At 63.3% G+C, this 21,679-nt stretch carries 23 protein-coding genes; 14 read left to right on the forward strand and 9 right to left on the reverse strand.

Annotation, left to right across the window (positions count from 1 at the left end):
- Window positions 1-8 precede the first annotated feature (8 nt).
- Window positions 9-1,145: a glutamine-hydrolyzing carbamoyl-phosphate synthase small subunit gene (carA, locus tag OKC41_RS00730; RefSeq protein ID WP_010675189.1), complete on the reverse strand. Its 1,137-nt coding sequence runs from the start codon at window positions 1,143-1,145 to the stop codon at window positions 9-11.
- A gap of 659 nt (window positions 1,146-1,804) precedes the next feature.
- Window positions 1,805-2,617 carry a 4-hydroxy-tetrahydrodipicolinate reductase gene (gene dapB / locus OKC41_RS00735; RefSeq protein ID WP_010675190.1) on the reverse strand — a complete coding sequence of 271 codons (813 nt, stop codon included), beginning with the start codon at window positions 2,615-2,617 and terminating at the stop codon, window positions 1,805-1,807.
- A gap of 316 nt (window positions 2,618-2,933) precedes the next feature.
- Here dapB and OKC41_RS00740 point away from each other — a divergent pair, with 316 nt between their 5' ends.
- From OKC41_RS00740 to serA, 4 genes are all read left to right on the forward strand, one after another.
- Window positions 2,934-4,280 carry a Na+/H+ antiporter NhaC family protein gene (locus tag OKC41_RS00740; protein ID WP_201893658.1) on the forward strand — a complete coding sequence of 449 codons (1,347 nt, stop codon included), beginning with the start codon at window positions 2,934-2,936 and terminating at the stop codon, window positions 4,278-4,280.
- A 104-nt stretch (window positions 4,281-4,384) separates the two neighbouring features.
- Window positions 4,385-4,981 (forward strand): 5-formyltetrahydrofolate cyclo-ligase, encoded by a 597-nt coding sequence (locus OKC41_RS00745; protein ID WP_039040382.1) that lies wholly within the window; start codon window positions 4,385-4,387, stop codon window positions 4,979-4,981.
- Window positions 4,982-5,123: 142 nt separating this feature from the next.
- Window positions 5,124-5,777 (forward strand): ribose-5-phosphate isomerase RpiA, encoded by a 654-nt coding sequence (gene rpiA, locus OKC41_RS00750; protein WP_039040383.1) that lies wholly within the window; start codon window positions 5,124-5,126, stop codon window positions 5,775-5,777.
- Window positions 5,778-6,040: 263 nt separating this feature from the next.
- The gene (gene serA, locus OKC41_RS00755; RefSeq protein WP_039040384.1) at window positions 6,041-7,273 is read left to right on the forward strand and encodes a phosphoglycerate dehydrogenase; all 1,233 of its coding nucleotides are present in this window, start codon (window positions 6,041-6,043) and stop codon (window positions 7,271-7,273) included.
- Between the two features lie 78 nt (window positions 7,274-7,351).
- Here serA and OKC41_RS00760 read toward each other — a convergent pair whose 3' ends face one another.
- Entirely contained in the window at window positions 7,352-7,732 is a 381-nt protein-coding gene (locus OKC41_RS00760; protein WP_039040385.1) for a diacylglycerol kinase, read from the reverse strand.
- 141 nt (window positions 7,733-7,873) lie between these two features.
- Here OKC41_RS00760 and OKC41_RS00765 point away from each other — a divergent pair, with 141 nt between their 5' ends.
- Window positions 7,874-8,941, forward strand: a complete 1,068-nt coding sequence (locus OKC41_RS00765; protein WP_041213104.1) for a 3-deoxy-7-phosphoheptulonate synthase — start codon at window positions 7,874-7,876, stop codon at window positions 8,939-8,941.
- Between the two features lie 240 nt (window positions 8,942-9,181).
- Here the strand turns inward: OKC41_RS00765 and OKC41_RS00770 are convergent, their stop codons facing one another.
- The 3 genes from OKC41_RS00770 to OKC41_RS00780 all read right to left on the reverse strand — a co-directional run bounded on the left by OKC41_RS00770 (window position 9,182) and on the right by OKC41_RS00780 (window position 11,756).
- Complete coding sequence (locus OKC41_RS00770) at window positions 9,182-9,955, reverse strand: ATP-binding cassette domain-containing protein (RefSeq protein WP_134997365.1); 774 nt, start codon at window positions 9,953-9,955, stop codon at window positions 9,182-9,184.
- Complete coding sequence (btuC, locus tag OKC41_RS00775; RefSeq protein WP_039041213.1) at window positions 9,942-10,949, reverse strand: vitamin B12 ABC transporter permease BtuC; 1,008 nt, start codon at window positions 10,947-10,949, stop codon at window positions 9,942-9,944. Before btuC ends, OKC41_RS00770 begins: the two co-directional genes overlap by 14 nt.
- Before the next feature lie 75 nt (window positions 10,950-11,024).
- A complete protein-coding gene (locus OKC41_RS00780; RefSeq protein WP_223956519.1) occupies window positions 11,025-11,756 on the reverse strand; it encodes an ABC transporter substrate-binding protein in 732 nt (243 codons plus the stop codon).
- A 112-nt stretch (window positions 11,757-11,868) separates the two neighbouring features.
- Here OKC41_RS00780 and OKC41_RS00785 point away from each other — a divergent pair, with 112 nt between their 5' ends.
- Both OKC41_RS00785 and tapW read left to right on the forward strand, forming a co-directional pair.
- Window positions 11,869-12,225: a DMT family protein gene (locus tag OKC41_RS00785; protein ID WP_010675200.1), complete on the forward strand. Its 357-nt coding sequence runs from the start codon at window positions 11,869-11,871 to the stop codon at window positions 12,223-12,225.
- A gap of 56 nt (window positions 12,226-12,281) precedes the next feature.
- Window positions 12,282-13,418 carry a type IVa pilus ATPase TapW gene (gene tapW / locus OKC41_RS00790; protein ID WP_029314740.1) on the forward strand — a complete coding sequence of 379 codons (1,137 nt, stop codon included), beginning with the start codon at window positions 12,282-12,284 and terminating at the stop codon, window positions 13,416-13,418.
- A gap of 62 nt (window positions 13,419-13,480) precedes the next feature.
- On the opposite strand, the gene OKC41_RS00795 is transcribed toward tapW, so the two are convergent.
- The 3 genes from OKC41_RS00795 to OKC41_RS00805 are packed head-to-tail and all read right to left on the reverse strand — an operon-like array spanning window position 13,481 to window position 16,264.
- Window positions 13,481-13,723, reverse strand: coding sequence for a FeoC-like transcriptional regulator (locus tag OKC41_RS00795; RefSeq protein WP_201927828.1), 243 nt, complete (start codon window positions 13,721-13,723; stop codon window positions 13,481-13,483).
- A 46-nt stretch (window positions 13,724-13,769) separates the two neighbouring features.
- Window positions 13,770-16,040: a Fe(2+) transporter permease subunit FeoB gene (gene feoB, locus OKC41_RS00800; RefSeq protein ID WP_270671588.1), complete on the reverse strand. Its 2,271-nt coding sequence runs from the start codon at window positions 16,038-16,040 to the stop codon at window positions 13,770-13,772.
- On the reverse strand, window positions 16,037-16,264 hold the full coding sequence (locus tag OKC41_RS00805) for a FeoA family protein (RefSeq protein WP_010675204.1): 228 nt from the start codon (window positions 16,262-16,264) through the stop codon (window positions 16,037-16,039). The genes feoB and OKC41_RS00805 overlap by 4 nt, the downstream gene beginning before the upstream one ends.
- 120 nt (window positions 16,265-16,384) lie before the next feature.
- Between OKC41_RS00805 and OKC41_RS00810 the strand changes: the two genes are divergently transcribed.
- The 7 genes from OKC41_RS00810 (at window position 16,385) to OKC41_RS00840 (ending at window position 21,645) form a co-directional block, all read left to right on the forward strand.
- Window positions 16,385-16,714 (forward strand): translation initiation factor, encoded by a 330-nt coding sequence (locus tag OKC41_RS00810; RefSeq protein WP_010675205.1) that lies wholly within the window; start codon window positions 16,385-16,387, stop codon window positions 16,712-16,714.
- Window positions 16,715-16,967: 253 nt separating this feature from the next.
- A complete protein-coding gene (locus OKC41_RS00815; protein WP_010675206.1) occupies window positions 16,968-17,525 on the forward strand; it encodes a TMEM165/GDT1 family protein in 558 nt (185 codons plus the stop codon).
- A gap of 217 nt (window positions 17,526-17,742) precedes the next feature.
- Window positions 17,743-18,681: a DUF2157 domain-containing protein gene (locus tag OKC41_RS00820; RefSeq protein ID WP_039041207.1), complete on the forward strand. Its 939-nt coding sequence runs from the start codon at window positions 17,743-17,745 to the stop codon at window positions 18,679-18,681.
- On the forward strand, window positions 18,674-19,681 hold the full coding sequence (locus OKC41_RS00825; RefSeq protein WP_270671589.1) for a DUF4401 domain-containing protein: 1,008 nt from the start codon (window positions 18,674-18,676) through the stop codon (window positions 19,679-19,681). Before OKC41_RS00820 ends, OKC41_RS00825 begins: the two co-directional genes overlap by 8 nt.
- Entirely contained in the window at window positions 19,678-20,172 is a 495-nt protein-coding gene (locus OKC41_RS00830) for a GDYXXLXY domain-containing protein (protein ID WP_039041205.1), read from the forward strand. Before OKC41_RS00825 ends, OKC41_RS00830 begins: the two co-directional genes overlap by 4 nt.
- Before the next feature lie 191 nt (window positions 20,173-20,363).
- The gene (locus OKC41_RS00835; RefSeq protein WP_039041220.1) at window positions 20,364-21,086 is read left to right on the forward strand and encodes an ABC transporter substrate-binding protein; all 723 of its coding nucleotides are present in this window, start codon (window positions 20,364-20,366) and stop codon (window positions 21,084-21,086) included.
- 280 nt (window positions 21,087-21,366) lie between these two features.
- A complete protein-coding gene (locus tag OKC41_RS00840) occupies window positions 21,367-21,645 on the forward strand; it encodes a hypothetical protein (protein ID WP_029314742.1) in 279 nt (92 codons plus the stop codon).
- The last annotated feature ends 34 nt before the right edge of the window (window positions 21,646-21,679 follow it).

The following is a 21,679-nucleotide window of genomic DNA, read 5'->3' on the forward strand; positions in this document are numbered from 1 at the left end:
TTATCCTCTTAGGCGCGATACTGCTTAATCAATTCAATAAAGTGGTCGAACAGACCGGCACAATCGTGCGGGCCCGGGCTCGCTTCGGGGTGACCCTGGAAGCTGAAGGCCGGACGGTCGGTGCGATGGATGCCCTGGAGCGACCCATCGAACAGGGAGACGTGGGTGGCACGCAGGCACTCGGGCAGGGTCTGCTCGTCCACCGCAAAGCCGTGGTTCTGGGCGGTGATCATCACGGTGTTGTCGTCCAGGCTCTTCACCGGGTGGTTGGCACCGTGGTGGCCGAACTTCATCTTGATGGTCTTGGCGCCGGAGGCCAGGCCCAGCAACTGGTGGCCCAGGCAGATACCGAACACCGGGGTGCTGGTATCAAGGAAAGCCTTGATAGCTTCGATGGCGTAGTCGCACGGCTCGGGGTCGCCGGGGCCGTTGGAGAGGAAGATGCCATCCGGGTTCATCGCCAGTACCTCGGCGGCCGGGGTCTTGGCCGGCACCACGGTCAGGCGGCAGCCACGGTCCACCAGCATGCGCAGGATGTTGCGCTTCACGCCGAAGTCGTAGGCCACCACGTGGTATTTCAGCTCATCGGCCGCCGGGGTGACGTGACCCTTGCCGAGCTGCCAGCTGCCTTCAGTCCAGCTGTAGGATTCGCTCACGGTCACTTCCTTGGCCAGGTCCATCCCCTTCAAACCGGGGAAGGCGCGGGCCTGTTCGAGGGCATGGGCTTCATCGAGCTGCTTGCCGGCCAGGATGCAACCGGCCTGGGCGCCTTTTTCACGCAGGATGCGGGTCAGCTTGCGGGTGTCGATGTCGGCGATGCCAACGATGTTGTGAGACTTGAGGTAATCGGAGAGGGATTGCTGATTGCGGAAGTTGGAGGCCAGTATCGGAAGGTCCCGGATGATGAGGCCCTGAGCATGGACCTGACTGGACTCTTCATCTTCGCTGTTGGTGCCGGTGTTGCCTATATGAGGGTAAGTGAGGGTAACGATCTGACGGGAATAGGAGGGATCTGTGAGGATTTCCTGATAACCCGTCATCGACGTGTTGAAAACCACTTCACCAACGGAACATCCCTCGGCGCCTATCGACACGCCTTTGAACACAGTTCCATCTTCCAGCACTAGCAATGCAGTGTGATTCAAGACAACCTCCAGTTATTTAGCTTTAAATTCAGCAATTTACCTGGGTGTTGCGGGCTCGGTTCCGGTCTTTGACAGGACTCGAACCCGGCAGATTTCTGGCAAATTGGGCGCATTCTACTTAAAAACGATCTCATTTCAACGTCTTTTCTCGTTTGAAATGCATCTAAATTCAATAAAAAAGCAACATTACCCATTATCTATGCACTCACTCGCTTTGCAACCCCCTCTTCAAAAAGAAAAGCCAAACACAGACCACAAAGCGGTACCCGATGCCATGCAACGTACAAAAATCCAAATTTACCACTTAATAAACAGCAAGATAGAAAATTAAAAAATAAACAACACAACAGCAAAAACACCATTTGAAGCCAGAAAAGTGAACACCAAGAATAGAAAACGTTTTTCTTTGGTTGCATTTTTAGTCTATTTCACATCAGGGCAAAATGCCCCCCGCAGGGGAATATTGAGACCCAAAGCCGTTACCCCTTGATGACATTTTTGTCGCAAGAGGGTGGCAGGCTTGTAAGAATGGCAGGATTTAGCGAGGTTCACTCAAAAAGTGATGATTAAGGCTTATTTCTACAAAAAAGTGACAAAAAACCCCGGCGGACCGGGGTTTGGCAACCAGTACGGGAGTCTGCACTCCCCCTGAAGACGGTTTATTTCAGACCGAGCACATCCTGCATGTCATAGAGACCGGCCCCTTGCTGGCCGAGCCACTTGCCCGCCCGCACTGCACCGTTGGCGAAGGTCAAACGGCTGGAAGCCTTGTGGCTGATCTCGACCCGCTCGCCGATGTCGGCGAACATGACGGTGTGCTCCCCCACCAGATCCCCGGCGCGGATGGTGGCAAAGCCGATGGTGTTGCGATCCCGCTCACCGGTGATCCCCTCACGGCCATAGACGGCGCACTCTTTCAGATCCCGGCCCAGGGTTTTCGCCACCACTTCCCCCATGGAGAGCGCAGTGCCGGACGGAGCATCCACCTTGTGTCTGTGGTGCCCCTCGATGATCTCGATGTCGGTGTACTCCCCCATCACCCTGGCCGCCTGCTCCAACAGCTTGAACACAAGGTTGACCCCGACCGAGTAGTTGGAGGCGAAGACGATGCCGATCTGCTTGCCGGCCTCGTGCAGAGCCGCCTTGCCCGCCTCGTCAAAGCCGGTGGTGCCGATCACCATCTGCTTGCCATGAGCCAGTGCAAAGGCGAGGTTCGCCAGGGTCACCTCGGGGCGGGTGAAGTCGATGATGAGATCGAACTCGTCCTTCACCTTCTCCAGACTGTCGCTGATGATGACGCCAAGGCGCCCCAGGCCGTTGAGTTCACCCGCATCCAGACCGATCACGGCAGAGCCCGGTCGTTCCAGCGCCGCTCCCACCACCACGCCCTCGGCGTTGGCGATAGCCTCCAGCAGCACCTTGCCCATACGACCATTACAGCCCATCACGGCCACACGGATCGGATTGTCCATCTCCACCCTCTCATCTCTTTATTATGGAAAGAGACCGTTTTACCAGCCCGCGTCCCCTTTGAAAAGCCCGATCTGGCCCGCCAAACCACCCCGACATTTAAACGATAAATTCAACAAAAACAGAATAAATGACGGAATAACAAGACAAGTCAGAATCGCGAAGTAAAAAGCCCTATCCATCTGGACGGCTATCTTGACCCGGGCGGGCCGACTCACTACTGTTGGCCCCCCATGGTGGCAGGATGCCCGCCCTGTGCCCGCCCTGGAGGCGCCACAGGCAACGACAGGAGGTCATTGTTCAAGTTTCGAGGAACACATGATCCAGACCCAACCCCGTGCCAGAGCCCTGCTGCCCCTTCTGGTCTTTCTTGCCCTCTTCATCGGTACCGGTACCTGGCTGACCCTGCAGGGGGTCGAGTTCGCCTTCTACCAGCTCCCCGCCCCCGTTGCCGCCCTGCCTGCCGTCATGCTGGCCCTGCTGATGGGACGCGAGGGGTTCAACAAGAACCTCGAGACCTTCTTCAAGGGGGTGGGCGAGAGCAACATCATGGCCATGTGCCTCATCTATTTGCTGGCGGGCGCCTTCGCCACCGTGGCCAAGGCCACCGGCGGGGTGGATGCCACGGTCGCCCTCGGCCTCTCCCTCATTCCGGGCTGGTGCCTGCTGCCGGGGCTCTTCCTCATCTCTGCCTTCATTGCCACCGCCATGGGTACCTCCATGGGCACCATCGGCGCCGTGGCACCGGTGGCGCTGGGCGTCGCCCAGGCCGCCGGCATCGATCCGATGCTGATGGCGGGGACCATCCTCTCCGGCGCCATGTTCGGGGACAACCTCTCCATCATCTCAGACACCACCATCGCCGCCACCCGCAGCCAGGGCTGCGAGATGAAGGACAAGTTTCGCGAGAACATCAAGATTGCCGCCCCCGCCGCCGTGCTGGTGATCCTGCTCTATCTGGTGCTGGGCTCCACCGGTGAAGCGCCGGCCCCCACCGCCGAGGCGGACTTGCTCAAGGTCGCCCCCTATCTGCTGATCCTGGTGCTTGCCCTCTCTGGCATGAACGTCTTCATGGTACTGGGGCTCGGCATCCTGGCGGCCGGTGGCGTGGGGCTGCTTGGCAGCTACTCTCTCGGCCAGTTCAGCAAGGACATCTATCAGGGCTTTACCAGCATGCAGGAGATCTTCCTGCTCTCCATGCTCATCGGCGGTTTGGGTGCCCTGATGGAACGCCAGGGGGGGCTCGCCTGGATAAGTGAGCGCATCGCCGCCCTGATTGCCCGCTTCACCCGCCACCACGATGGCGAACAGAACGAGAAGGCGGCCGAGCTCGGCATCGCCGGCGTGGTGAGCCTCACCAACCTGTGCACCGCCAACAACACCGTGGCCATCATAGTCGCGAGCAAGGTGGCCAGGGATCTGGCGGACCATCACGGGGTCACCCCGCGCCGCGCCGCCTCCATGCTGGACATCTTCTCCTGCGTGGTACAGGGGCTCATCCCCTGGGGCGCCCAGGCGCTGCTGCTGGGTTCCATCTTCGCCCTCTCGCCGATCCTGGTCGTGAGCATGAGCTTCTACCCCATGGCGCTGGCCCTGGCCGCCATCTTGGCCGTCTTCCTCAAGCACCAGATGGGAGTAGTGGCTCCCGCCCCCCACCGTTCCTGACGCCCGACCTCAGGGGCCGCCCGGCTGGCGGCCCCGCCATCGGCTTTTCATCCCGTCGGCCCCTTGCTAAGGTAGCGCCAGCCCACCTTTGCCCAGGAGTCCCCATGCCGGATACCCAACCCGAACGCCAGAACCTGCGCCAGCTCATTCGCCAGCGCAGAAAAAGCCTGAGCCAGGCCGAGCAGCAGGCGGCGGCCCAACAGCTGGTCGAGCGCTTCCAGGAACACCCCGGCATCCTCGCGGCCAGGCGCATCGCCCTCTATCTGGCCAACGACGGGGAGCTCGATCCCCTGCCCGCCATCCACTGGCTGTGGGCCCGGCAAAAGGAGGTCTACCTGCCGGTGCTGCACCCCTTCACCCCGGGTCACCTGCTGTTCTTGCGCTACACCGCCACCACCCCCATGACCCGCAACCGCTACGGCATCGCCGAGCCCGAGCTCGACGTGCAGCAGGTACTGCCCCACAGCATGCTGGACATCATCTGCACCCCGCTGGTGGCCTTCGATGAGGCTGGCAACCGCCTCGGCATGGGGGGCGGCTACTACGATCGCACCCTCGCCTGCTGGCACGAGCACCAGCTCGGCCCAAGACCCCTGGGGCTCGCCCACGATTGCCAGCAGGTGGATGCCGTCCCCCGGGAGCAGTGGGACGTGCCGCTCCCCCAGATCATCACCCCCAGCCGCAGCTGGCACTTTGCCTGATCAGACGGGGCGCCCCCTTCGGTTCAATAAACAGGCAAACGATTTACATCTTGGGGATTTTTGCGCCGGAACGTGAGCACCATGGTCGCTCTGGGGGGCATGCTTGGATATAATGCGCCCGCTTTTTCCATAAGGATCCATCATGACTCAAGATGAAATGAAGAAGGCGGCCGGTTGGGCTGCGCTCAAATACGTGGTACCCGGCACCATCGTCGGGGTGGGCACCGGCTCTACCGTCAATCACTTCATCGACGCACTGGCGACCATGAAAGACCAGATCAAGGGCGCGGTGTCGAGCTCCATCGCCTCCACCGAGCGCCTCAAGGGTCTCGGCATCCCGGTGTTTGACCTCAACGACATCGATGCCCTCTCCGTCTACGTGGATGGTGCCGACGAGATCAACGCCAGCCGCGACATGATCAAGGGGGGCGGCGCCGCCCTGACCCGCGAGAAGATCGTCGCCGCCGTGGCCGACCAGTTCATCTGCATCATCGACAACACCAAGACCGTCGACGTGCTGGGCACCTTCCCCCTGCCGGTGGAAGTGATCCCCATGGCCCGCGAATACGTGGCCCGCGAGATCCGCGCCCTTGGCGGCAACCCGGTGTGGCGTGAAGGGGTAGTGACCGACAACGGCAACATCATCCTGGACGTCAAGGGCATGGCCATCACCGATGCCAAGGCTCTGGAAACCCGCCTCAACAGCATCGTGGGCGTGGTCACCAACGGCCTGTTCGCCCACCGTGGCGCCGACGTTGTGCTGATCGGCACCCCCGAGGGTGTGATCACCAACTAAGGCCTGCTCCCCGGACCTCTCCCTCCGGGCAAGCCCCCGCCCCGGTCAGTCAATCTGACTGCCCCAAATGGACAACGGCGCCTCATGGCGCCGTTTCTGGTTATCCCTCAATGGCTTGTAGCAGCACATCTGCAACAATCGTTGATAACTTCAAAGAATTTGACTTTCGTCACAAATATTCCCTCTCCCAAACGTTTTTGCTACTTTACGGTTTTCTTCACTGCAAGCCTGAACGCATTTTTCAAAACAATAGAGGGAACGTCATGACAGCCAAGTTTTCGCTGGACAAGGATAAGATCAAGGTACTGCTGCTGGAGGGAGTCCATCCCAACACGGTGGAGACCTTTCGGGCAGCCGGCTACACCAATGTGGAATATCTGAAGACGTCCCTGTCGGAAGAGGAGTTGATCGAGCGCATTCGTGACGTGCATTTCGTGGGCCTGCGTTCACGCACCCAGATCACCGAGAAGGTGCTGGATGCCGCCACCAAGCTGGTGGCCATCGGCTGCTTCTGCATCGGCACCAACCAGGTCTCCCTCGACGCCGCTCACGTGCGCGGCATCCCCGTCTTCAACGCCCCCTTCTCCAACACCCGCTCCGTGGCCGAACTGGTACTGGGGGAGATCCTGCTGCTGCTGCGCGGCATTCCCGAGAAGAACGCCAAATGCCATCGCGGCGTCTGGGAGAAGCTGGCCAACCGCAGCGTCGAAGCCCGCGGCAAGAAGCTCGGCATCATCGGCTACGGCCACATCGGCACCCAGCTTGGCATCATCGCCGAGATGATCGGCATGAAGGTCTACTACTACGACATCGAGAACAAGCTCTCCCTTGGCAACGCCATCCAGGTGCCGAACCTGGTGGAGCTGCTCAACATGTCTGACGTCATCAGCCTGCACGTACCGGAAACCGCCTCAACCAAGGATCTCATCGGTGCAGAGCAACTGCGCATGATGAAACCGGGCGCCATCTTCATCAACGCCTCCCGCGGCACTGTGGTGGACATCGACGCCCTGGCCGACGTCATCAAGAGCGGCCACCTCTCCGGCGCCGCCATCGACGTCTTCCCGGTGGAGCCCAAATCCAACGACGAGGAGTTCCTCACCCCCCTGCGCGGCCTGGACAACGTGATCCTGACCCCCCACATCGGCGGCTCCACCCAGGAAGCCCAGGAGAACATCGGTCTGGAAGTGGCCAACAAGCTGGTCAAATACTCCGACAACGGCTCCACCCTCTCCGCGGTCAACTTCCCGGAAGTCTCCCTGCCCGGCCACAAGGGCTCCAGCCGCCTGCTGCACATTCACCGCAACCAGCCCGGCGTGATGAACCAGATCAACCAGATCTTCGCCGACGAGGGGATCAACATCGCCGGTCAGTACCTGCAGACCAGCAGCGAGATCGGTTACGTGGTCATCGACGTCGAAACCGAGCACAGTGAGAAGGCCCTGGCCCGTCTCAAAGAGATCAATGGCACCATCCGTGCCCGGATCCTGCACTGATAAGCCCTTATCTGCGCAGCAAAAAGCCCGTCGTGATGACGGGCTTTTTTATGTCAGAAGAAAGGTTGCTCTCGCAACCTACCACCAGCCCAGCAGGTTGCGGCCCACCAGGGCACCCCACACCAGGGCATTGAGGGCCAGGGCGATGAAGACGGCAGCGGAGCCCAGATCCTTGGCGCGGCCCGAGAGTTCGTGATGCTCGGAGCCGATGCGATCCACCACCGCCTCCACGGCGGAGTTGAGCACCTCGACGATCACCACCAGCCAGCTGATACAGACGAGCAGCAGGATCTCGTTGAGGGAGTCACCTATCCAGAATGCCAGCGGCATCAGCAGCAGGATGAGCAGCAGCTCCTGACGGAAGGCGGCCTCGTTGATCCAGGCCGATTTGAGACCTTTCATGCTGTAACCGGTTGCGTTGATGATGCGGGTGATCCCGGTCGCGCCTGGCTTTGCCACGATAACTACCTCATTTGAAATGGCTTTTGGGTTCACATCCTATCAGAGCCGCCCAAGGTTTCCATCGGGTGACTTTTGCTTTATTTTATTCCCTTGCATTTTGGCATCCCGCCCACCTTATCCACTCGAGAATTGAGTCGTATGTCCATTCACACCGATGAATTGCGCACCCGTCGCCTGGAGGCCCTGATCACCCCCAGCGAGCTGGCGCACGCCTTCCCGTTAACCGACACCATCGCCCAGAACCTGCTGGATGCCCGCCGCCAAGTGGAAGCCATTCTGTCCGGTGAAGATCAGCGCCTGCTGGTCATCGTCGGCCCCTGCTCCATCCACGATCCTGCCGCCGCCCACGAATACGCTCTGCGTCTGAACACCCTGCGTGAAGAGTACAAAGAGAGCCTGTGCATCGTGATGCGCACCTACTTCGAGAAGCCGCGCACCATCGTCGGCTGGAAGGGGCTCATCAATGATCCGCGCCTGGACGGCAGTTTCGACGTCAATGAAGGGCTGAAACTGGCCCGCAAGCTGCTGGTGGACATCAACGAGACCGGCATGCCCACCGCCACCGAGTTCCTCGACATGGTGACCGGCCAGTACATCAGCGATCTCATCACCTGGGGCGCCATCGGGGCGCGCACCACCGAGTCCCAGGTTCACCGGGAGATGGCCTCCGCCCTCTCCTGCCCGGTGGGGTTCAAGAACGGCACCGACGGCAACACCCGCATCGCCATCGATGCGGTGCGCGCCGCCCGTCACAGCCACATCTTCTACTCCCCGGACAAGGACGGCAAGATGACCATCTACCGCACCGCCGGCAACCCCTACGGCCACGTGATCCTGCGCGGCGGCCACAGGCCCAACTACGACACCGCCAGCATCGATGAGGCGTGCGAGGCTCTGGCCCAGGTGGGCCTGCCGGAGCGCCTGGTGGTGGACTTCAGCCACGGCAACAGCATGAAGGATCACCGCCGCCAACTGCTGGTGGCCCAGGATATCTGCGATCAGCTGCGCCGCGGCCGCACCGGCATCGCCGGCATCATGGCCGAGAGCTTCCTGGTGGAAGGGCGTCAGGACGTGGAGAACGGCTGTGCCGCCACCTTCGGCCAGAGCATCACCGATGCCTGTCTGTCGTGGAGTGACACCGAAACCCTGCTGGCCATGCTGGCAGAAGCCGCTCAGGTGCGGCTGGAGAAAACCCGCCAGGGTTAACGGCTGCGCCATCATCCTTCGGCCAGAGCATCACGGATGCCTGCCTGTCATGGGTAGACACCGAGACCTTGCTCGCCATGCTGGCCGAAGCGGCCAAGGTACGTCTGGACAAGCTGGGCTGAACAGCGAATAAAAGCAAAGGGGCCAGTATTCCTGATACTGGCCCCTTATTCTTGCAGGCGGCCGATTACGCTTCGCTAATCGACCCTACAAACGCTATCTCTCCTCTGCGCCCCGTTCTCAAAGACTCGGCATAAACCAGGTGCGGCCGGCTGCCTCGATACGATCGGTGCGGATCTGGAACACCCGCTCCAGCAGCGCCTCGTCGATGATCCCGACGTCCCCTTCCCCCACCACGCGGCCCTGTTGCAGGCAGAGCACGCGATCCGCCCAGTCGATGGCCAGATTGATGTCGTGGATGGCCACCACCACCAGCAACCCCTGCGCGGCCAGTTGCTTGAGCAGCCGCAGCAGCGCCATCTGGTGATGCAGATCCAGCCCTGCCAGGGGTTCGTCCAGCAACAGCACCCGCCCGGTCGGATTGAGGCTTGGCCACAGTTGCAGCAGGGTGCGGGCGATCAGCACCCGCTGCTGCTCCCCCCCGGACAATCGGCTGAAGTCCCGTGCAAGCAGGGGCGCGAGTTCCAGGGCGTCGCACACATCCGCCACCGCCTGCGCCTGGGCATCGGGGCCCCCCTCCTCCAGCCCCAGGCTCAGCACCTGGAACACCGGGATGTGGAACAGCTGGGGCTGGCGCTGGGGCAGCATGGCGCGCCGCGTTGCAAGCTCGGGCCAGCTCAGGGTCGTGATGGCCTCTCCCCCCAGCAAGACGGCGCCATCGGCGGGCAGCAGGCCCGCCAGGGCCCCGAGCAGGGAGGACTTGCCGCTGCCGTTGGGGCCGAGCAGGGCCACCAGCTGACCGCCGGGCCAGGCCAGATCCAGGGGGGCGAGGCGATGGGGGATGGCCAGGGCGCGGGCCTCCAGCCGCCAGGGGGCGGGATCAGCGGGACACATCGGCATCTTGCCTCAGCAGCAGATAGATAAAGAGCGGGGCGCCCACCGAGGCGGTGATGACCCCGATGGGCAGTTCACCGGCGTGCAGCGCCGAGCGGGCCACCAGATCGGCCCCGAGCAGCAGGGCGCCGCCCCCCAGCGCCGAGGCGGGCAGCAGGAAGCGCTGATCGCTGCCACCGCACAGGCGCAGCAGGTGAGGCACCACCAGGCCGACGAAGCCGATGACGCCGCACAGGGAGACCGCCACCCCGGTGAGCAGGCAGACCGCCAGCACCAGGCGTACCCGCATGCTGTCCACGTTCAGCCCCATGAGGCGGGCCTGGGTCTCTCCCAGCAGCAGTTGTTGCAGTGCCCGCCCCTGCCAGCAGAGCCAGCCGAGGGTGAGGGGCAGCACCAGCCACCACCAGGCGAGCTGCTGGCTGCCGTAGGCGAGGCTGCCCATCATCCAGAACATGAATTCCCGCAAGGCGCCGTCGTCGGCGAAATACATCAGCCAGGTCATGGCCGCATTGGTGAGGATGCCGATGGCGACCCCGAACAGCAGCAGCCGCCCATGGCCGAGCCGTGCCCGACGTGCGAGACGGATGAGCAGCATGGTCACCACCAGGGCGCCGCCAAAGGCCGCCAGCGACAGCCCCCAGCCCGGCAGATAGAGCCCGAGCCCCTTGGCCACCGCCATCGCCACCATGGCGGCCAGCCCAGCGCCGCTCGAGACGCCGAGCAGGCCGGGTTCCGCCACCGGATTGTGCAGCATCACCTGGAGCACGGCACCGCCGCAGGCAAGGGAGGCCCCCGCCAGCAGAGCCAGCAGGGCGCGCGGCAGGCGCAGCTCCAGCAGGATGCGCAGCTCCAGATCCCCCAGCGGCTGCCAGGGCAGCAGCACGAACTCCCCGAGGGCGAGGGAGAGCAGGAACAGGGCCAGGGTCAGCAGCGACAGCAGGAGCAGCCAGCGGCGCTGCCAGCGCTGCTGGCGACGGATGAGAGCGAGATACACGGGATCCCCAAGAAGCGAGGCCCGCCGGGGGGCAGGCAGGAAAGCTGCATGATAACAGCGCGTTACCACCCAAGGTCAAGGCTGGTAGGGCTTGGCCAGCGCCGCTATCTCGCCGCTCTCCACCATGGCTTGCAACGCCTGCGCCAGCTTGGGGCCCAGCTCGTGGTGGGGTGAGTGCTTGCTCATCCCGAGGTAGAGCACCACCGGGTTGGGGGGCTGGAAGGGCGCCTTGACGAGGCCGGCGTCGTTGCGCTGGCTCAGGGCGTAATCCACCTGGCAGTCGGTCCCTATCATCAGGGGCAGGTGACCCCGCTCCACCATGCGCTGCAACTGGTCTTCGGTGGGGACCCCGTGCTTGTCGAGCTGGGTGTCGCCATCGAAGGGGGGGAAGTAGGCGGAGTTGAGCACATAGCCTATCTCGCGGCCCCGCAGATCCTCGTAGCGCCTGAGGCCGGCCACGGCGGCGGGCTTGCCATAGAAGGCAGGCCGGCACTGGTAATAGGACGGCTGCAGGTAGTCGATGAAGGCGGCCCGCTCCTCGGTGTGAGCCAGCCCTATCATCAAATCCGCCTGACCGGTCTGCATCTGTTTAAGTGCCCGTCCCCAGGGCACCCGTTTGAGGGTGAGCACAATGCCGCTGCGTGCCTGCAACTGGCGCAGAATGTCGATATCCAGCCCCTGGAAGTCGTCGTCCTCTGCCAGCATGCGAAACGGCGGCCAGACATCGGTGGCCACCGTCAGGGTCGGCGCACCTTGCGCCCAGCAGGCAAACAACAGACAAAGCGCACCCCAGCTTGTCTTGCCCATCCAGCTTTCGCCTTCTTTTGTTACATCCTTGTGAGCTAAAAATACCCTCAAGCACCACTTATGAAAACCCATGGAGTCGAGATAAAATGCATTGATTTAAAAGGAGAACCTAATGAACCCCATCATGACCAGTATCGGCCTGCTCATCTGCAGCAACGTCTTCATGACGTTTGCCTGGTACGCCCATCTCAAGAGCATGAATCACAAACCCTGGATCATCGCCGCCCTGGTGAGCTGGGGGATAGCCCTGTTCGAATACCTGTTGCAGGTGCCCGCCAACCGCATCGGCCACACCGTGCTCTCCGTCGGCCAGCTCAAGATCCTGCAGGAGGTGATCACCCTCACCGTGTTCGTTCCCTTCTCCATCTTCTATCTGAAAGAAGACCTGAAGTGGGACTACCTCTGGGCAGGTCTGTGCATCCTGGGCGCGGTCTTTTTTGTGTTCCGCGAAAAACTGACCGGCGCCTGAGGCTGTACACTCAAGCCATTCATCATCCCCCAGCCCTTTGAGCGACGAGGCCCCTCATGGAATTGAGAGACATGCTGCAGATCCTGGCCAAACAGGACGGTTCCGATCTCTATCTCTCCACCGGCGCCCCCCCCTGCGCCAAGTTCAACGGCGCCTTGCGCCCCCTCACCCAGGAGCCCCTGGGGCCGGGCGAGGTGGCCCGCATCGCCTACGACATCATGGATCTCGAGCAGAAACAGCAGTTCGAGAAAGAGCTGGAGATGAACCTCGCCATCTCCCTGCCCCAGATAGGCCGTTTTCGGGTCAACATCTTCAAGCAGCGCAATGAAGTCTCCCTGGTGGCGCGCAACATCAAGACCGAGATCCCCCGCTTCGAGGATCTCAAACTCCCTCCGGTGCTCCTCGACACCATCATGGAGAAGCGGGGTCTGGTGCTCTTCGTCGGCGGCACCGGGTCTGGCAAGTCCACGTCGCTCGCGGCCCTCATCGATCATCGCAACCGCAACAGCGGCGGCCACATCATCACCATCGAGGATCCGGTGGAGTTCGTCCATCGCCACCAGAAGAGCATCATCAACCAGCGGGAGGTGGGGGTGGATACCCGCAGCTTCCACGCGGCCCTGAAGAACACCCTGCGCCAGGCGCCGGATGTCATCCTCATCGGCGAAATCCGCGATCGGGAGACCATGGAGCATGCCCTCGCCTTCTCGGAGACCGGGCATCTGGCCATCTCCACCCTGCACGCCAACAACGCCAACCAGGCGCTGGATCGCATCATCAACTTCTTCCCGGAAGAGCGCAGACCCCAGCTGCTCAACGACCTTGGCAACAACCTCAAGGCCTTTGTCTCCCAGCGGCTGGTGAAGACCACGGACGGCGGGCGCCGGGCGGCGGTGGAGGTGATGCTCGGGACCCACACGGTGCGCGATCTCATCAAGCGCGGCGAGTTTGGGGGCCTCAAGGAGATCATGGAAAAATCCAGGGCCCTTGGCATGGTGACCTTCGACAGTACCCTGTTCGATCTGGTGGTCGAGGGGGTGATCGACGAGGAGGAGGCGGTGAAGAACGCGGACTCCCAGAACAACCTGCGCCTCAAGATCAAACTCTGGCGGGAGAAGGGCCAGATTGGCAACAGCGCGGCGGCGAGCGGCTGGAGCCTGGAGCCCACCAAGGACGAGGGCGACCTCTTCTAAGACCGGGCCCGGCGGCCACGAAAAAGGGAACCCTCGGGTTCCCTTTTGCATATGGGCAGGCGTCAGCCCTTCTGGACCAGCCCTATCTGGCCGGGCTCGCACCACTCGAACGTCACCTCTTCGTGCTTGCCGCAGCAGGAGCCGCTACACAGGCGGCTCTCCCGCTTGGCGACGCGCCCCTTGCGCATCCAGACCCCGAGCATGGCCTCTACCGCATCCTCGGAGGTGTGGAAGTGGCGGGCCAGCGCCCGTCGACTCACCTTCTTGTGCAGGGCCAGATAGTCCCCCAGTTCACGCAGGATCACAGAATACCCTCCCTCTCGGCGCACTCGCCCCTGACCATGAGCCCCTTCACAGGGTCACCACCTTGCGGGCGACGATGTCGCCGTGACGACGCCCCAGCCACCAGAGCAGCACCAGGGAGAGCAGATAGCTCAGGCTCCAGACCAGGCTCTGCGCCGGGTGGGCGGCGAAGGTCGCCAGTTGGTAGAAGAGGGTGGCGCACAGGAAGGCGACGTAGTTGCACCAGGCTGCGGTGAACAGGGCCCACTGGCGACCGGTCTCTCGCACCAAAGCCCCCATGGCGGCGGCGCAGGGCATGTAGAGCAGCACGAACAGCAGGTAGGCAAAGGCTCCGGCCACGCCGTCGAAGTGGGTCTGCATGTTGCCGTAGGTGGAGGTGTCCACCTCCTGGGCCTCGGCGGCCGCCTGCTTGTCCTCCAGATCCCCCACCTTGATCCCCATGGGATCGGCGGGGTCGATGTCCGCCAGGTTGGCGGGAATGGTGGCCAGCGCCGCTTTCAGGCTGCCCAGCAGGGAGTATTCACTCTCCTCCTCATCACCGGCGCCGCCAGCGTAGAGGCTGTTGAGGGTAGCGACCACCGCCTCCTTGGCAAAGATGCCGGTGAGGATGCCCACCGTGGCCTGCCAGTTGTCGTCCCGCACGCCTATGGGATGCAGCACCGGGGTCACGGACTGGCTCAGCTTGCTCAGCACCGAGTTCTCCTGATCCTGGTTGCCGAAGCTGCCGTCGGTGCCGAGGGAGTTGAGCACGCTCAGCACCGCCACCATCAGGACGATGGTCTTGCCCGCGCCGAAGATGAAGCCCTTGAGTTTCTGCCAGGTGCGCAGCCCCACGTCCACCGGACGGGGCCACTCGTAATCGGGCATCTCCATCACCATGGAGTCGCTCTTGCCCGGCAGCAGGGTGCTGCGCAGGAAGAGGCCGGTGAGCACCGCCACCAGGATGCCGAACAAATAGAGACCGAACACCAGGTTCTGCCCCGACTCGGGGAAGAAGGCCACCGCGAACAGGGCGTAGACCGGCAGACGGGCACCACAGGACATGAAGGGCGCCATGGCCGAGGTCATCAGCCGCTCGCGCTCCGACCCCAGGGTGCGAGTCGCCATCACCGCGGGCACGGTGCAGCCAAAGCCCATCAGCATGGGGACGAAGGCCTTGCCGGGCAGGCCGAGGCGACGCATCAGGGCGTCCACCACGAAGGCGGCGCGGGCCAGATAGCCGGAGCTCTCCAGCACCGCGAGGAAGAGAAAGAGGCAGCCCACCACGGGGATGAAGGTCGCCACCGTCTGCAAACCGGCACCCACGCCGTCCGCGAGCACGGCCCCCAGCCAGTCGGGGGCATTCATCAGCCCCAGCAGGTGGTGCACCCCGTCCACGAAGAGGGCCCCCCCGAGGATGTCGAAGAAATCGATGAAGGCGCTACCCACCTTGATGGCGAACATGAACATCAGGTACATCACCAGCAGGAAGAAGGGGATGCCCACCCAGCGGTTGAGCAGCACCCTGTCCAGCCGTTCGCTCTGGGCGACCGTGAGCTTGTCCTGATGGCGGCACGCCTGCTGGCACCAGTGGTGGATATGGCCGTAGCGCAAATCAGCGAGTTGCAGGTCGATGTCCTGGGCGTGGTGGGCGCGGCTCACCACGTTGTCGGCCGCCGCCTGCTGCCCCGCCGCCAGGGTCTCCTGCATGGCGATGTCTTCCTCCAGCAGGCGCAGGGCGCGACCACGGCGATGCAGATGATGGGGGGCGAGCAGAGTCTCCAGCTCGGCAATGTCCCCCTCGAGGGGCTGACCGTAGTCGAGCATCAGGGCGGGCTGGGACTGGCCGATAAACTGGTGGATCCCCTCTTTGAAGGCCGCCACCTGCTGGCGATTGTGGGCCGAGAGCGACACCACGGGGCACCCCAGCGCCTTGGCGAGCAAGGCCTCGTCGATGGTGATGCGTCGCTTTTGCAGCAGATCCATCTTGTTGAGCACCACCACCATGGGCAGCCCCAGCTCCCGCAGTTGCAGGGTGAGGTAGAGGGAGCGCTCCAGGTTGGCGGCATCGATGACGTTGAGCAGCAGATCCGGCTGCTGGCGCTGGACGAAGCGGCTGGCGATCTGCTCGTCCAGGCTCGCCTCCTGGTTGGCCAGGGCATAGATGCCGGGCAGGTCCACCAGGGTGTATTCCTGCCCGCGGGCAGCAAAGGCCCCCATCTTCTTGTCGACGGTGACCCCGCTCCAGTTCCCCACCTGCTGGCGGGAGCCGGTCAGGGCGTTGAACAGGGAGGTCTTGCCGCTGTTGGGATTGCCCACTGTGACCAGGTTGTAGCTCATACCGGCTCCACCTCGATTTGCTGGGCCAGACTCCGCTGCATGGAGAGGCAGATGCCCTGGCACTGGATCTGGAGCGGGTCCCCCAGGGGAGCGGCCCGCAGATAGAGGATCTCGGTCTGGGGCAGCAGCCCCATCACCATCAACTTGCGCCGCAAGGCGCGGCCAAGGTGGTTCATGTGCGTGATGCGAGCGCTCTGTCCCGGCGACAGCTCTGTGAGTACCATGACGGGCTCCTGAAGTTAAACAAGAATAATTCGCTTTTAATGGGGGGGATTATAAGCTGTGCCCTCAACATTTATTTGCGTAAAATCAAACTCCGCTTAGCTAACCGACAAAGTATTGCCATGAGTCACGACAACAACAGCCGCCTGGTCTACAGCACGGACGGCGGCATGATCAAGGAATCCGCCCCCGCCCAGCACGCCTCCCCCTTCCCCGCCGACGGGGTCGTGCGCATCCGCCGCGAGACCAAGGGACGCAAGGGGGCCGGGGTCATCAGCATCCACGGCGTTCCCGTCGACCAGCAGAAGGCCCTCGCCACCCTGCTCAAGAAGAAGTGCGGTACCGGCGGCGGTCTCAAGGAGGGGATCATCGAGATCCAGGGGGACAAACGGGACCTTATCAAGGCCGAACTGGAGAAGGCCGGCTTTCAGGTCAAGCTGGTGGGGGGATAATTCCCCATCCCGCGCCTTGCCTCACCGGGGGTTTTTCCCTAGAATGCCCGCTCCCATCGAGGGGGAGTAGTCTCGCCACGGACCCGTTTCGTGCGCGATCCTGATCAACATACTTGGTGCCAACTCACCATGGTCAGGGTGATCCGGGCAATGCCGGATTTGACAAGACCTTTGACGGGCCAGTGCCAAAACCGGGGACGGATGGCACAGGCTTGTCTTTGGTTTATAACAATTCCGTCCCCCGGTCATTTTTATGGAAGCCTTGTTAACCTCCACCATCAGCGTTGCCATCGCCGAGATCGGCGACAAGACACAGCTGCTGGCCCTGTTGCTCATCTGTCGTTTTCGCAAACCCTGGCCCATCATCGCCGGCATGCTGGCTGCCACCCTGCTCAACCACGCGGGTGCCGCCTGGATAGGGGAATTCATCAGTCGCTGGATGGATCCCAAGGTGATGACCTGGCTGGTCGCTGGCGCCTTCATCGCCATGGCCGCCTGGATCCTGGTGCCGGACAAGATGGACGATGAAGAGAGTTCCCTGGACAAGTACGGCCCCTTCATGGCCACCTTCGTGCTCTTCTTCATCGCCGAGATCGGTGACAAGACCCAGATAGCCACCGTGCTGCTGGCAGCCAAGTACGACTCCCTGATCCAGGTGATCACCGGCACCACCCTCGGCATGATGCTGGCCAACGTGCCCGTGGTGCTGCTCGGCAAGCTCGGGGCCGACAAGCTCCCCCTCAAGGGGATCCGCATTGCCTGCGCCATCCTCTTTGCGGGGCTTGGCATCTCCACCCTGATCTTCGCCTGACCTCCATAGAAGCCGGCGGGGGATCAGCGTGAGCACTGATCGCCACCGCCGCCCCGGACGTCCTTCAGGCCCCCTCCTCACGGCGGGGGCCTTTTTAGTGCAAAGACATGGCCCCGTGCCGCGACCTGTGTCGCAGCGCCGACGGCGCCCCTGCCCCGAGACGCTTCGCCGTGCCATAATGCCTTATCTTTCAGGCATCACGGCTTCAGGAGCCCCCATGCACCTCACCTCAAGACAGACCCTGCTCGACTGGGTCAGGCGCGGCCGCCTGCCACGGGCCTCGCTGCCTGCCGCCCTGGCCCTGTGCGATCTGCCCCCCGGCCCTGCCCGCTGGCAGTGGCTGTTCGACAGGCTGCTGCTCTGGCTCGGCTGCCTCTGCCTTGGCGCCGGCCTCGTCTTCTTCGTCGCCTTCAACTGGCAGGCCCTGGGGCGCCTCTCACGTCTCGCCCTGCTGGAGCTGCCGTTGCTCACCATGCTCCTGGTGCTCTGGCGCAAACCCATGAGTGATACCCCGCGCCAGGCCCTGCTGCTGGCCCTGGCCCTCAACCTCGGCGCCCTGCTCGCCCTGGTGGGCCAGACTTACCAGACCGGCGCCGACCCCTGGCAGCTCTTCGCCACCTGGGCCCTGATGCTGCTGCCGTTGGCGGCCCTTGGCAGAAGCCCGCTGCTCTGGACCCTGGCCTGGCTGCTCGGTCAGCTCGCCCTGGTGCTCTACTGGCGGCTCGGCCTTCTCGATCTCTTCTTCTCCTTCAACGAGGAGGCCCTCGGCTGGTGCCTGACCCTGCTCAACGCCGCCCTCTGGGGTCTGCTCATCCTGGTGCCCGCCCGCTACGCCCTGATGCCCTCCTGGCTCGCGGGGCTGGCCGCGGGGCTCGGCATCACCCTGCTTACCCTGCTGGCCCTGTTCGATGCCGCCTCTCCCTGGGTCTGGCCTGCCTGGCTCGCCTGGCTCGGCGCCGCCTACCTGCGCTGGCACCACAGGTTCATCGCCGGGCTCGCCATGGGGTGCCTGAGCCTCATCGCCGTGATCCTCGCGGCCCTTGGCAAGTGGATGGAGCCGGACATGAACGGCTTTTTGCTGCTGGCCCTCATCGCCATCGGCCTGTCGGTGATGGCCAGCCGCTGGCTGCAACAACAACGGAGGCAGCATGTCTGATCTCACCCCCTGGGAGCGCCTGCGTGCTGCCCAACTTGTGGAAGGGGATGCCCCCCGGGATGAACAGCCCCACTGGTCGGGCCGTTTTCTGCTCGGCATGGTGGGCTGGATAGCCGCCCTCTTCCTGCTCTTCTTCCTCTTCATGGCCTTCGAGCAGCTGACCCGCGACCCCAACAACGCCCTCACCATGGGGATGGTGCTGATGGCCGCCGCCCTCGGTCTCAACCGCATGGCGACCCGCAGCGATCTCTGGGATCAGTTCGTGCTGGCGCTGGCGCTGGCGGCAGATACCTGGCTGCTCTACGGCCTGCTGGACAGGCTGGCTCTGAACGTCGCGTGGCTCTGGTTCGGTCTGACCGCCTTCTCCCTCGGGGTGGCAGCCCTGTTCGAGCACTGGCTGATCAGGCTGTTCCACAGCTTCGCCGCCGCCATCCTGCTCACCCTCGCCCTCGCCTGCCTCGGCCTGCACCTGCTGGCCCTGCCGCTGGTGATGGGCGCCGTCGCCCTGTGCTGGCTGCAGGCGGAGCGCGATCCCGCCCGCCATCTGCTCTATGAATCCCTCACCCTGGGGCTGGCACTCTCCCTGCTGGTGCTGGGACGGCTGCACCACCCCCTGTGGGAGGGAGGCACCAGCGTGCTCAATGAGCTCGGCAGCTCCCGCCTGCCTCTCTGGCTCAATCCCCTGCTCTGCGCCGCCCTGCTGCTCGCGGTCATGGTTCGCCTCAGGCTGCCGCTGCGCTACGGGCTGCCGCTGGTGGTGATCAGCGCCATCATTCCCGGCATGGGGGCTGGCGCCCTGGTGCTGGTGCTCGGCTTCTACGCCGGCAGCCTGGCCCTGATGACCCTGGCAGGCCTCCTGCTGCTCGGCTTTGGCTCCCTCTATTACTACGATCTGGGGCTGACCCTGATGACCAAGTCCTGGCTGCTGCTCGCCTCGGGGGCCCTGCTGCTCGGTACCCGTCAGTGGCTCAAGCACCTTCACAACGGGAGCCCCTCATGAGACGCCTCGCCTTTTTGCTGACCGGTCTTGCCCTGCTCGCCGGCATCAACGCCGCCGTCTGGCGCTTCGAGCACGCCATGAGCCAGGGGGAGGTGGTGCTGATCGAGCTGGCACCGGTCGACCCCCGCTCCCTGATGCAGGGGGACTACATGCGCCTGAACTACGCCCTCGCCCGCCAGCTGGCGGGCCGCCAGGCCGCCATCGGCCCCCACACCCTGGTCGTTCGCCTGGATGAACATCAGGTGGTGCACTGGGTAGAAGAGGGCAAGCCCGAGGCCCCTGGCCCGGGGGAGCGCCTGCTCAAGGTGCGCCAGCGCGACGGCCAGTGGTTTATCGGGCCTGACGCCTTCTTCTTCGAAGAGGGCACGGGAGATCAATATGAGTCGGCCCGCTACGGCGAGTTTCGTCTGCAAGAGGATGGCAGCACCCTGCTGGTGGGGCTGAGGGACGAGGCGTTCACACCCCTGGGTCACACCCGCCCGGCCTGGTAAAAAGGGGGCGCCGACACGGTTGTGAGTGGCGAGAGAATGACGGCCCCCGGCGGATAACGTCTTCGCCGGGTGGCGAAACGCCGTGACTTGGCAACACTTGAAACTGGGCACTCGGCAGCAGGACGGTCAGGATGAACATAGACATTGCAGTCCCCCTTCGCAGACTGGTCGCCTGCGCCGCCCTCGCGGCCATGGTCTGGGGCACTCCCGTGACCCAGGCCAGCCCGGCGCTCGCCAGCCTGCACTACCTCACCGAAGAGTACAAACCCTACAACTTCACCGGGGAGGATGGCGCCCCGACCGGCTTTGCCATCGACCTGCTGCACCTGGTGTGGCAAAAGACCGGTACCCCTGTCCAGCCCGTCAGCATCCTCCCCTGGGCCAGGGGTTACTACCTGCTGACCCAGAAACCCAATGTGGTGCTCTTCTCCACCGCCCGCACCGAGGCGCGCAATCCCCTGTTCAAGTGGGCCTGCCCCATCGGCTATGCCGAGATAGTGCTGATGGGGCTCGCCAGTCGGCCCCTGACCCTGACCCGCCTGGAAGATGCCCAGCGCTACACCATAGGCGCCGTGCGATCCGATGTGGGGGAGCAACTGCTGCTCAACGCCGGCTTCGACGAGCAGAAGATCATGACCGCCAACCGCCTCTCCCAGGCCCTGCGCATGCTCACCTCGGGCCGGGTCGAGCTGATCTCCAGCAACAAATCCACCCTGCTGGATCTCATCAAGACCCAGCAGCTGGATCCCGCCCAGTTCGAGGTGCGCTGGATGTTGAGCTCCGAGCAGTACTGCTTCGCCTTCAGCCACCCGGTTGACGATGCCCTGGTCAGGGAGTTCCAGATCGGCCTGACACAGGTGCTGGCCAGCAGCGACTTCCAGCAGCTCCAGCACAAATACTTCCCCTCCCCCTGACCCCTTCCCCCGCCGGGGCCGCCAAGGCCCCGGCCCGCCTTTGAGCCAGCGCACGAAACCCGTTTAATGTTCGCCACTTGCAACGACAAGGGGTGACGCAGACCGCCTCGGGTCCGTAATATAGGGCGCAGGAGCCTGTTGGCCCCTTTTTCACGGCAAGGGGCAGGGCGCACGGTGGCAGCGACAGTCAGGGGCGGCAGCGTGCCCGCCGACCGCCTTCATCGGGCAGCGCCGCGCTCACGCCCTTCCCCGCCATCTCTGCGATCTCTTGGGAATACACATGCACAACACAGCGAAATGGTTGATGAGTCTCTCGGTCTGCGCCCTTCTGATGGCCTGCGGCGGTGACAAGACCACCGGCAAGGCCTGTCTCGGGTCAAACAACGACACCCTGGTGGAGGGGATGCAGGACAAGTGCAAGGCGGGAGACATTGTCGCCACCAAGCACCCGGCCTATTTCTGCGATTTCAACTACGCGGTCACCTTCAACAGCTACAACTCCGCGATTTGCGTCTACTCCGGCGGCCTGAAACCGGAGAGAACCACGGAAAAATCATGACTGGCGACCCATTTTCCCCGTCTGACACGAAGAG

The organism is Aeromonas sp. QDB17, from assembly GCF_027705305.1.
Taxonomy (GTDB): domain Bacteria; phylum Pseudomonadota; class Gammaproteobacteria; order Enterobacterales; family Aeromonadaceae; genus Aeromonas; species Aeromonas caviae.

What these genes read in the sequence shown, in the direction of transcription:
- dapB (WP_010675190.1), bottom strand. Translation starts at nt 2,617, where the DNA reads ATGGACAATCCGATCCGTGTGGCCGTGATGGGCTGTAATGGTCGTATG.
- OKC41_RS00740 (WP_201893658.1), top strand. Translation starts at nt 2,934, where the DNA reads ATGATCCAGACCCAACCCCGTGCCAGAGCCCTGCTGCCCCTTCTGGTC.
- OKC41_RS00745 (WP_039040382.1), top strand. Translation starts at nt 4,385, where the DNA reads ATGCCGGATACCCAACCCGAACGCCAGAACCTGCGCCAGCTCATTCGC.
- rpiA (WP_039040383.1), top strand. Translation starts at nt 5,124, where the DNA reads ATGACTCAAGATGAAATGAAGAAGGCGGCCGGTTGGGCTGCGCTCAAA.
- serA (WP_039040384.1), top strand. Translation starts at nt 6,041, where the DNA reads ATGACAGCCAAGTTTTCGCTGGACAAGGATAAGATCAAGGTACTGCTG.
- OKC41_RS00765 (WP_041213104.1), top strand. Translation starts at nt 7,874, where the DNA reads ATGTCCATTCACACCGATGAATTGCGCACCCGTCGCCTGGAGGCCCTG.
- OKC41_RS00770 (WP_134997365.1), bottom strand. Translation starts at nt 9,955, where the DNA reads ATGTGTCCCGCTGATCCCGCCCCCTGGCGGCTGGAGGCCCGCGCCCTG.
- OKC41_RS00780 (WP_223956519.1), bottom strand. Translation starts at nt 11,756, where the DNA reads ATGGGCAAGACAAGCTGGGGTGCGCTTTGTCTGTTGTTTGCCTGCTGG.
- OKC41_RS00785 (WP_010675200.1), top strand. Translation starts at nt 11,869, where the DNA reads ATGAACCCCATCATGACCAGTATCGGCCTGCTCATCTGCAGCAACGTC.
- tapW (WP_029314740.1), top strand. Translation starts at nt 12,282, where the DNA reads ATGGAATTGAGAGACATGCTGCAGATCCTGGCCAAACAGGACGGTTCC.
- feoB (WP_270671588.1), bottom strand. Translation starts at nt 16,040, where the DNA reads ATGAGCTACAACCTGGTCACAGTGGGCAATCCCAACAGCGGCAAGACC.
- OKC41_RS00805 (WP_010675204.1), bottom strand. Translation starts at nt 16,264, where the DNA reads ATGGTACTCACAGAGCTGTCGCCGGGACAGAGCGCTCGCATCACGCAC.
- OKC41_RS00810 (WP_010675205.1), top strand. Translation starts at nt 16,385, where the DNA reads ATGAGTCACGACAACAACAGCCGCCTGGTCTACAGCACGGACGGCGGC.
- OKC41_RS00815 (WP_010675206.1), top strand. Translation starts at nt 16,968, where the DNA reads ATGGAAGCCTTGTTAACCTCCACCATCAGCGTTGCCATCGCCGAGATC.
- OKC41_RS00820 (WP_039041207.1), top strand. Translation starts at nt 17,743, where the DNA reads ATGCACCTCACCTCAAGACAGACCCTGCTCGACTGGGTCAGGCGCGGC.
- OKC41_RS00825 (WP_270671589.1), top strand. Translation starts at nt 18,674, where the DNA reads ATGTCTGATCTCACCCCCTGGGAGCGCCTGCGTGCTGCCCAACTTGTG.
- OKC41_RS00830 (WP_039041205.1), top strand. Translation starts at nt 19,678, where the DNA reads ATGAGACGCCTCGCCTTTTTGCTGACCGGTCTTGCCCTGCTCGCCGGC.
- OKC41_RS00835 (WP_039041220.1), top strand. Translation starts at nt 20,364, where the DNA reads ATGGTCTGGGGCACTCCCGTGACCCAGGCCAGCCCGGCGCTCGCCAGC.
- OKC41_RS00840 (WP_029314742.1), top strand. Translation starts at nt 21,367, where the DNA reads ATGCACAACACAGCGAAATGGTTGATGAGTCTCTCGGTCTGCGCCCTT.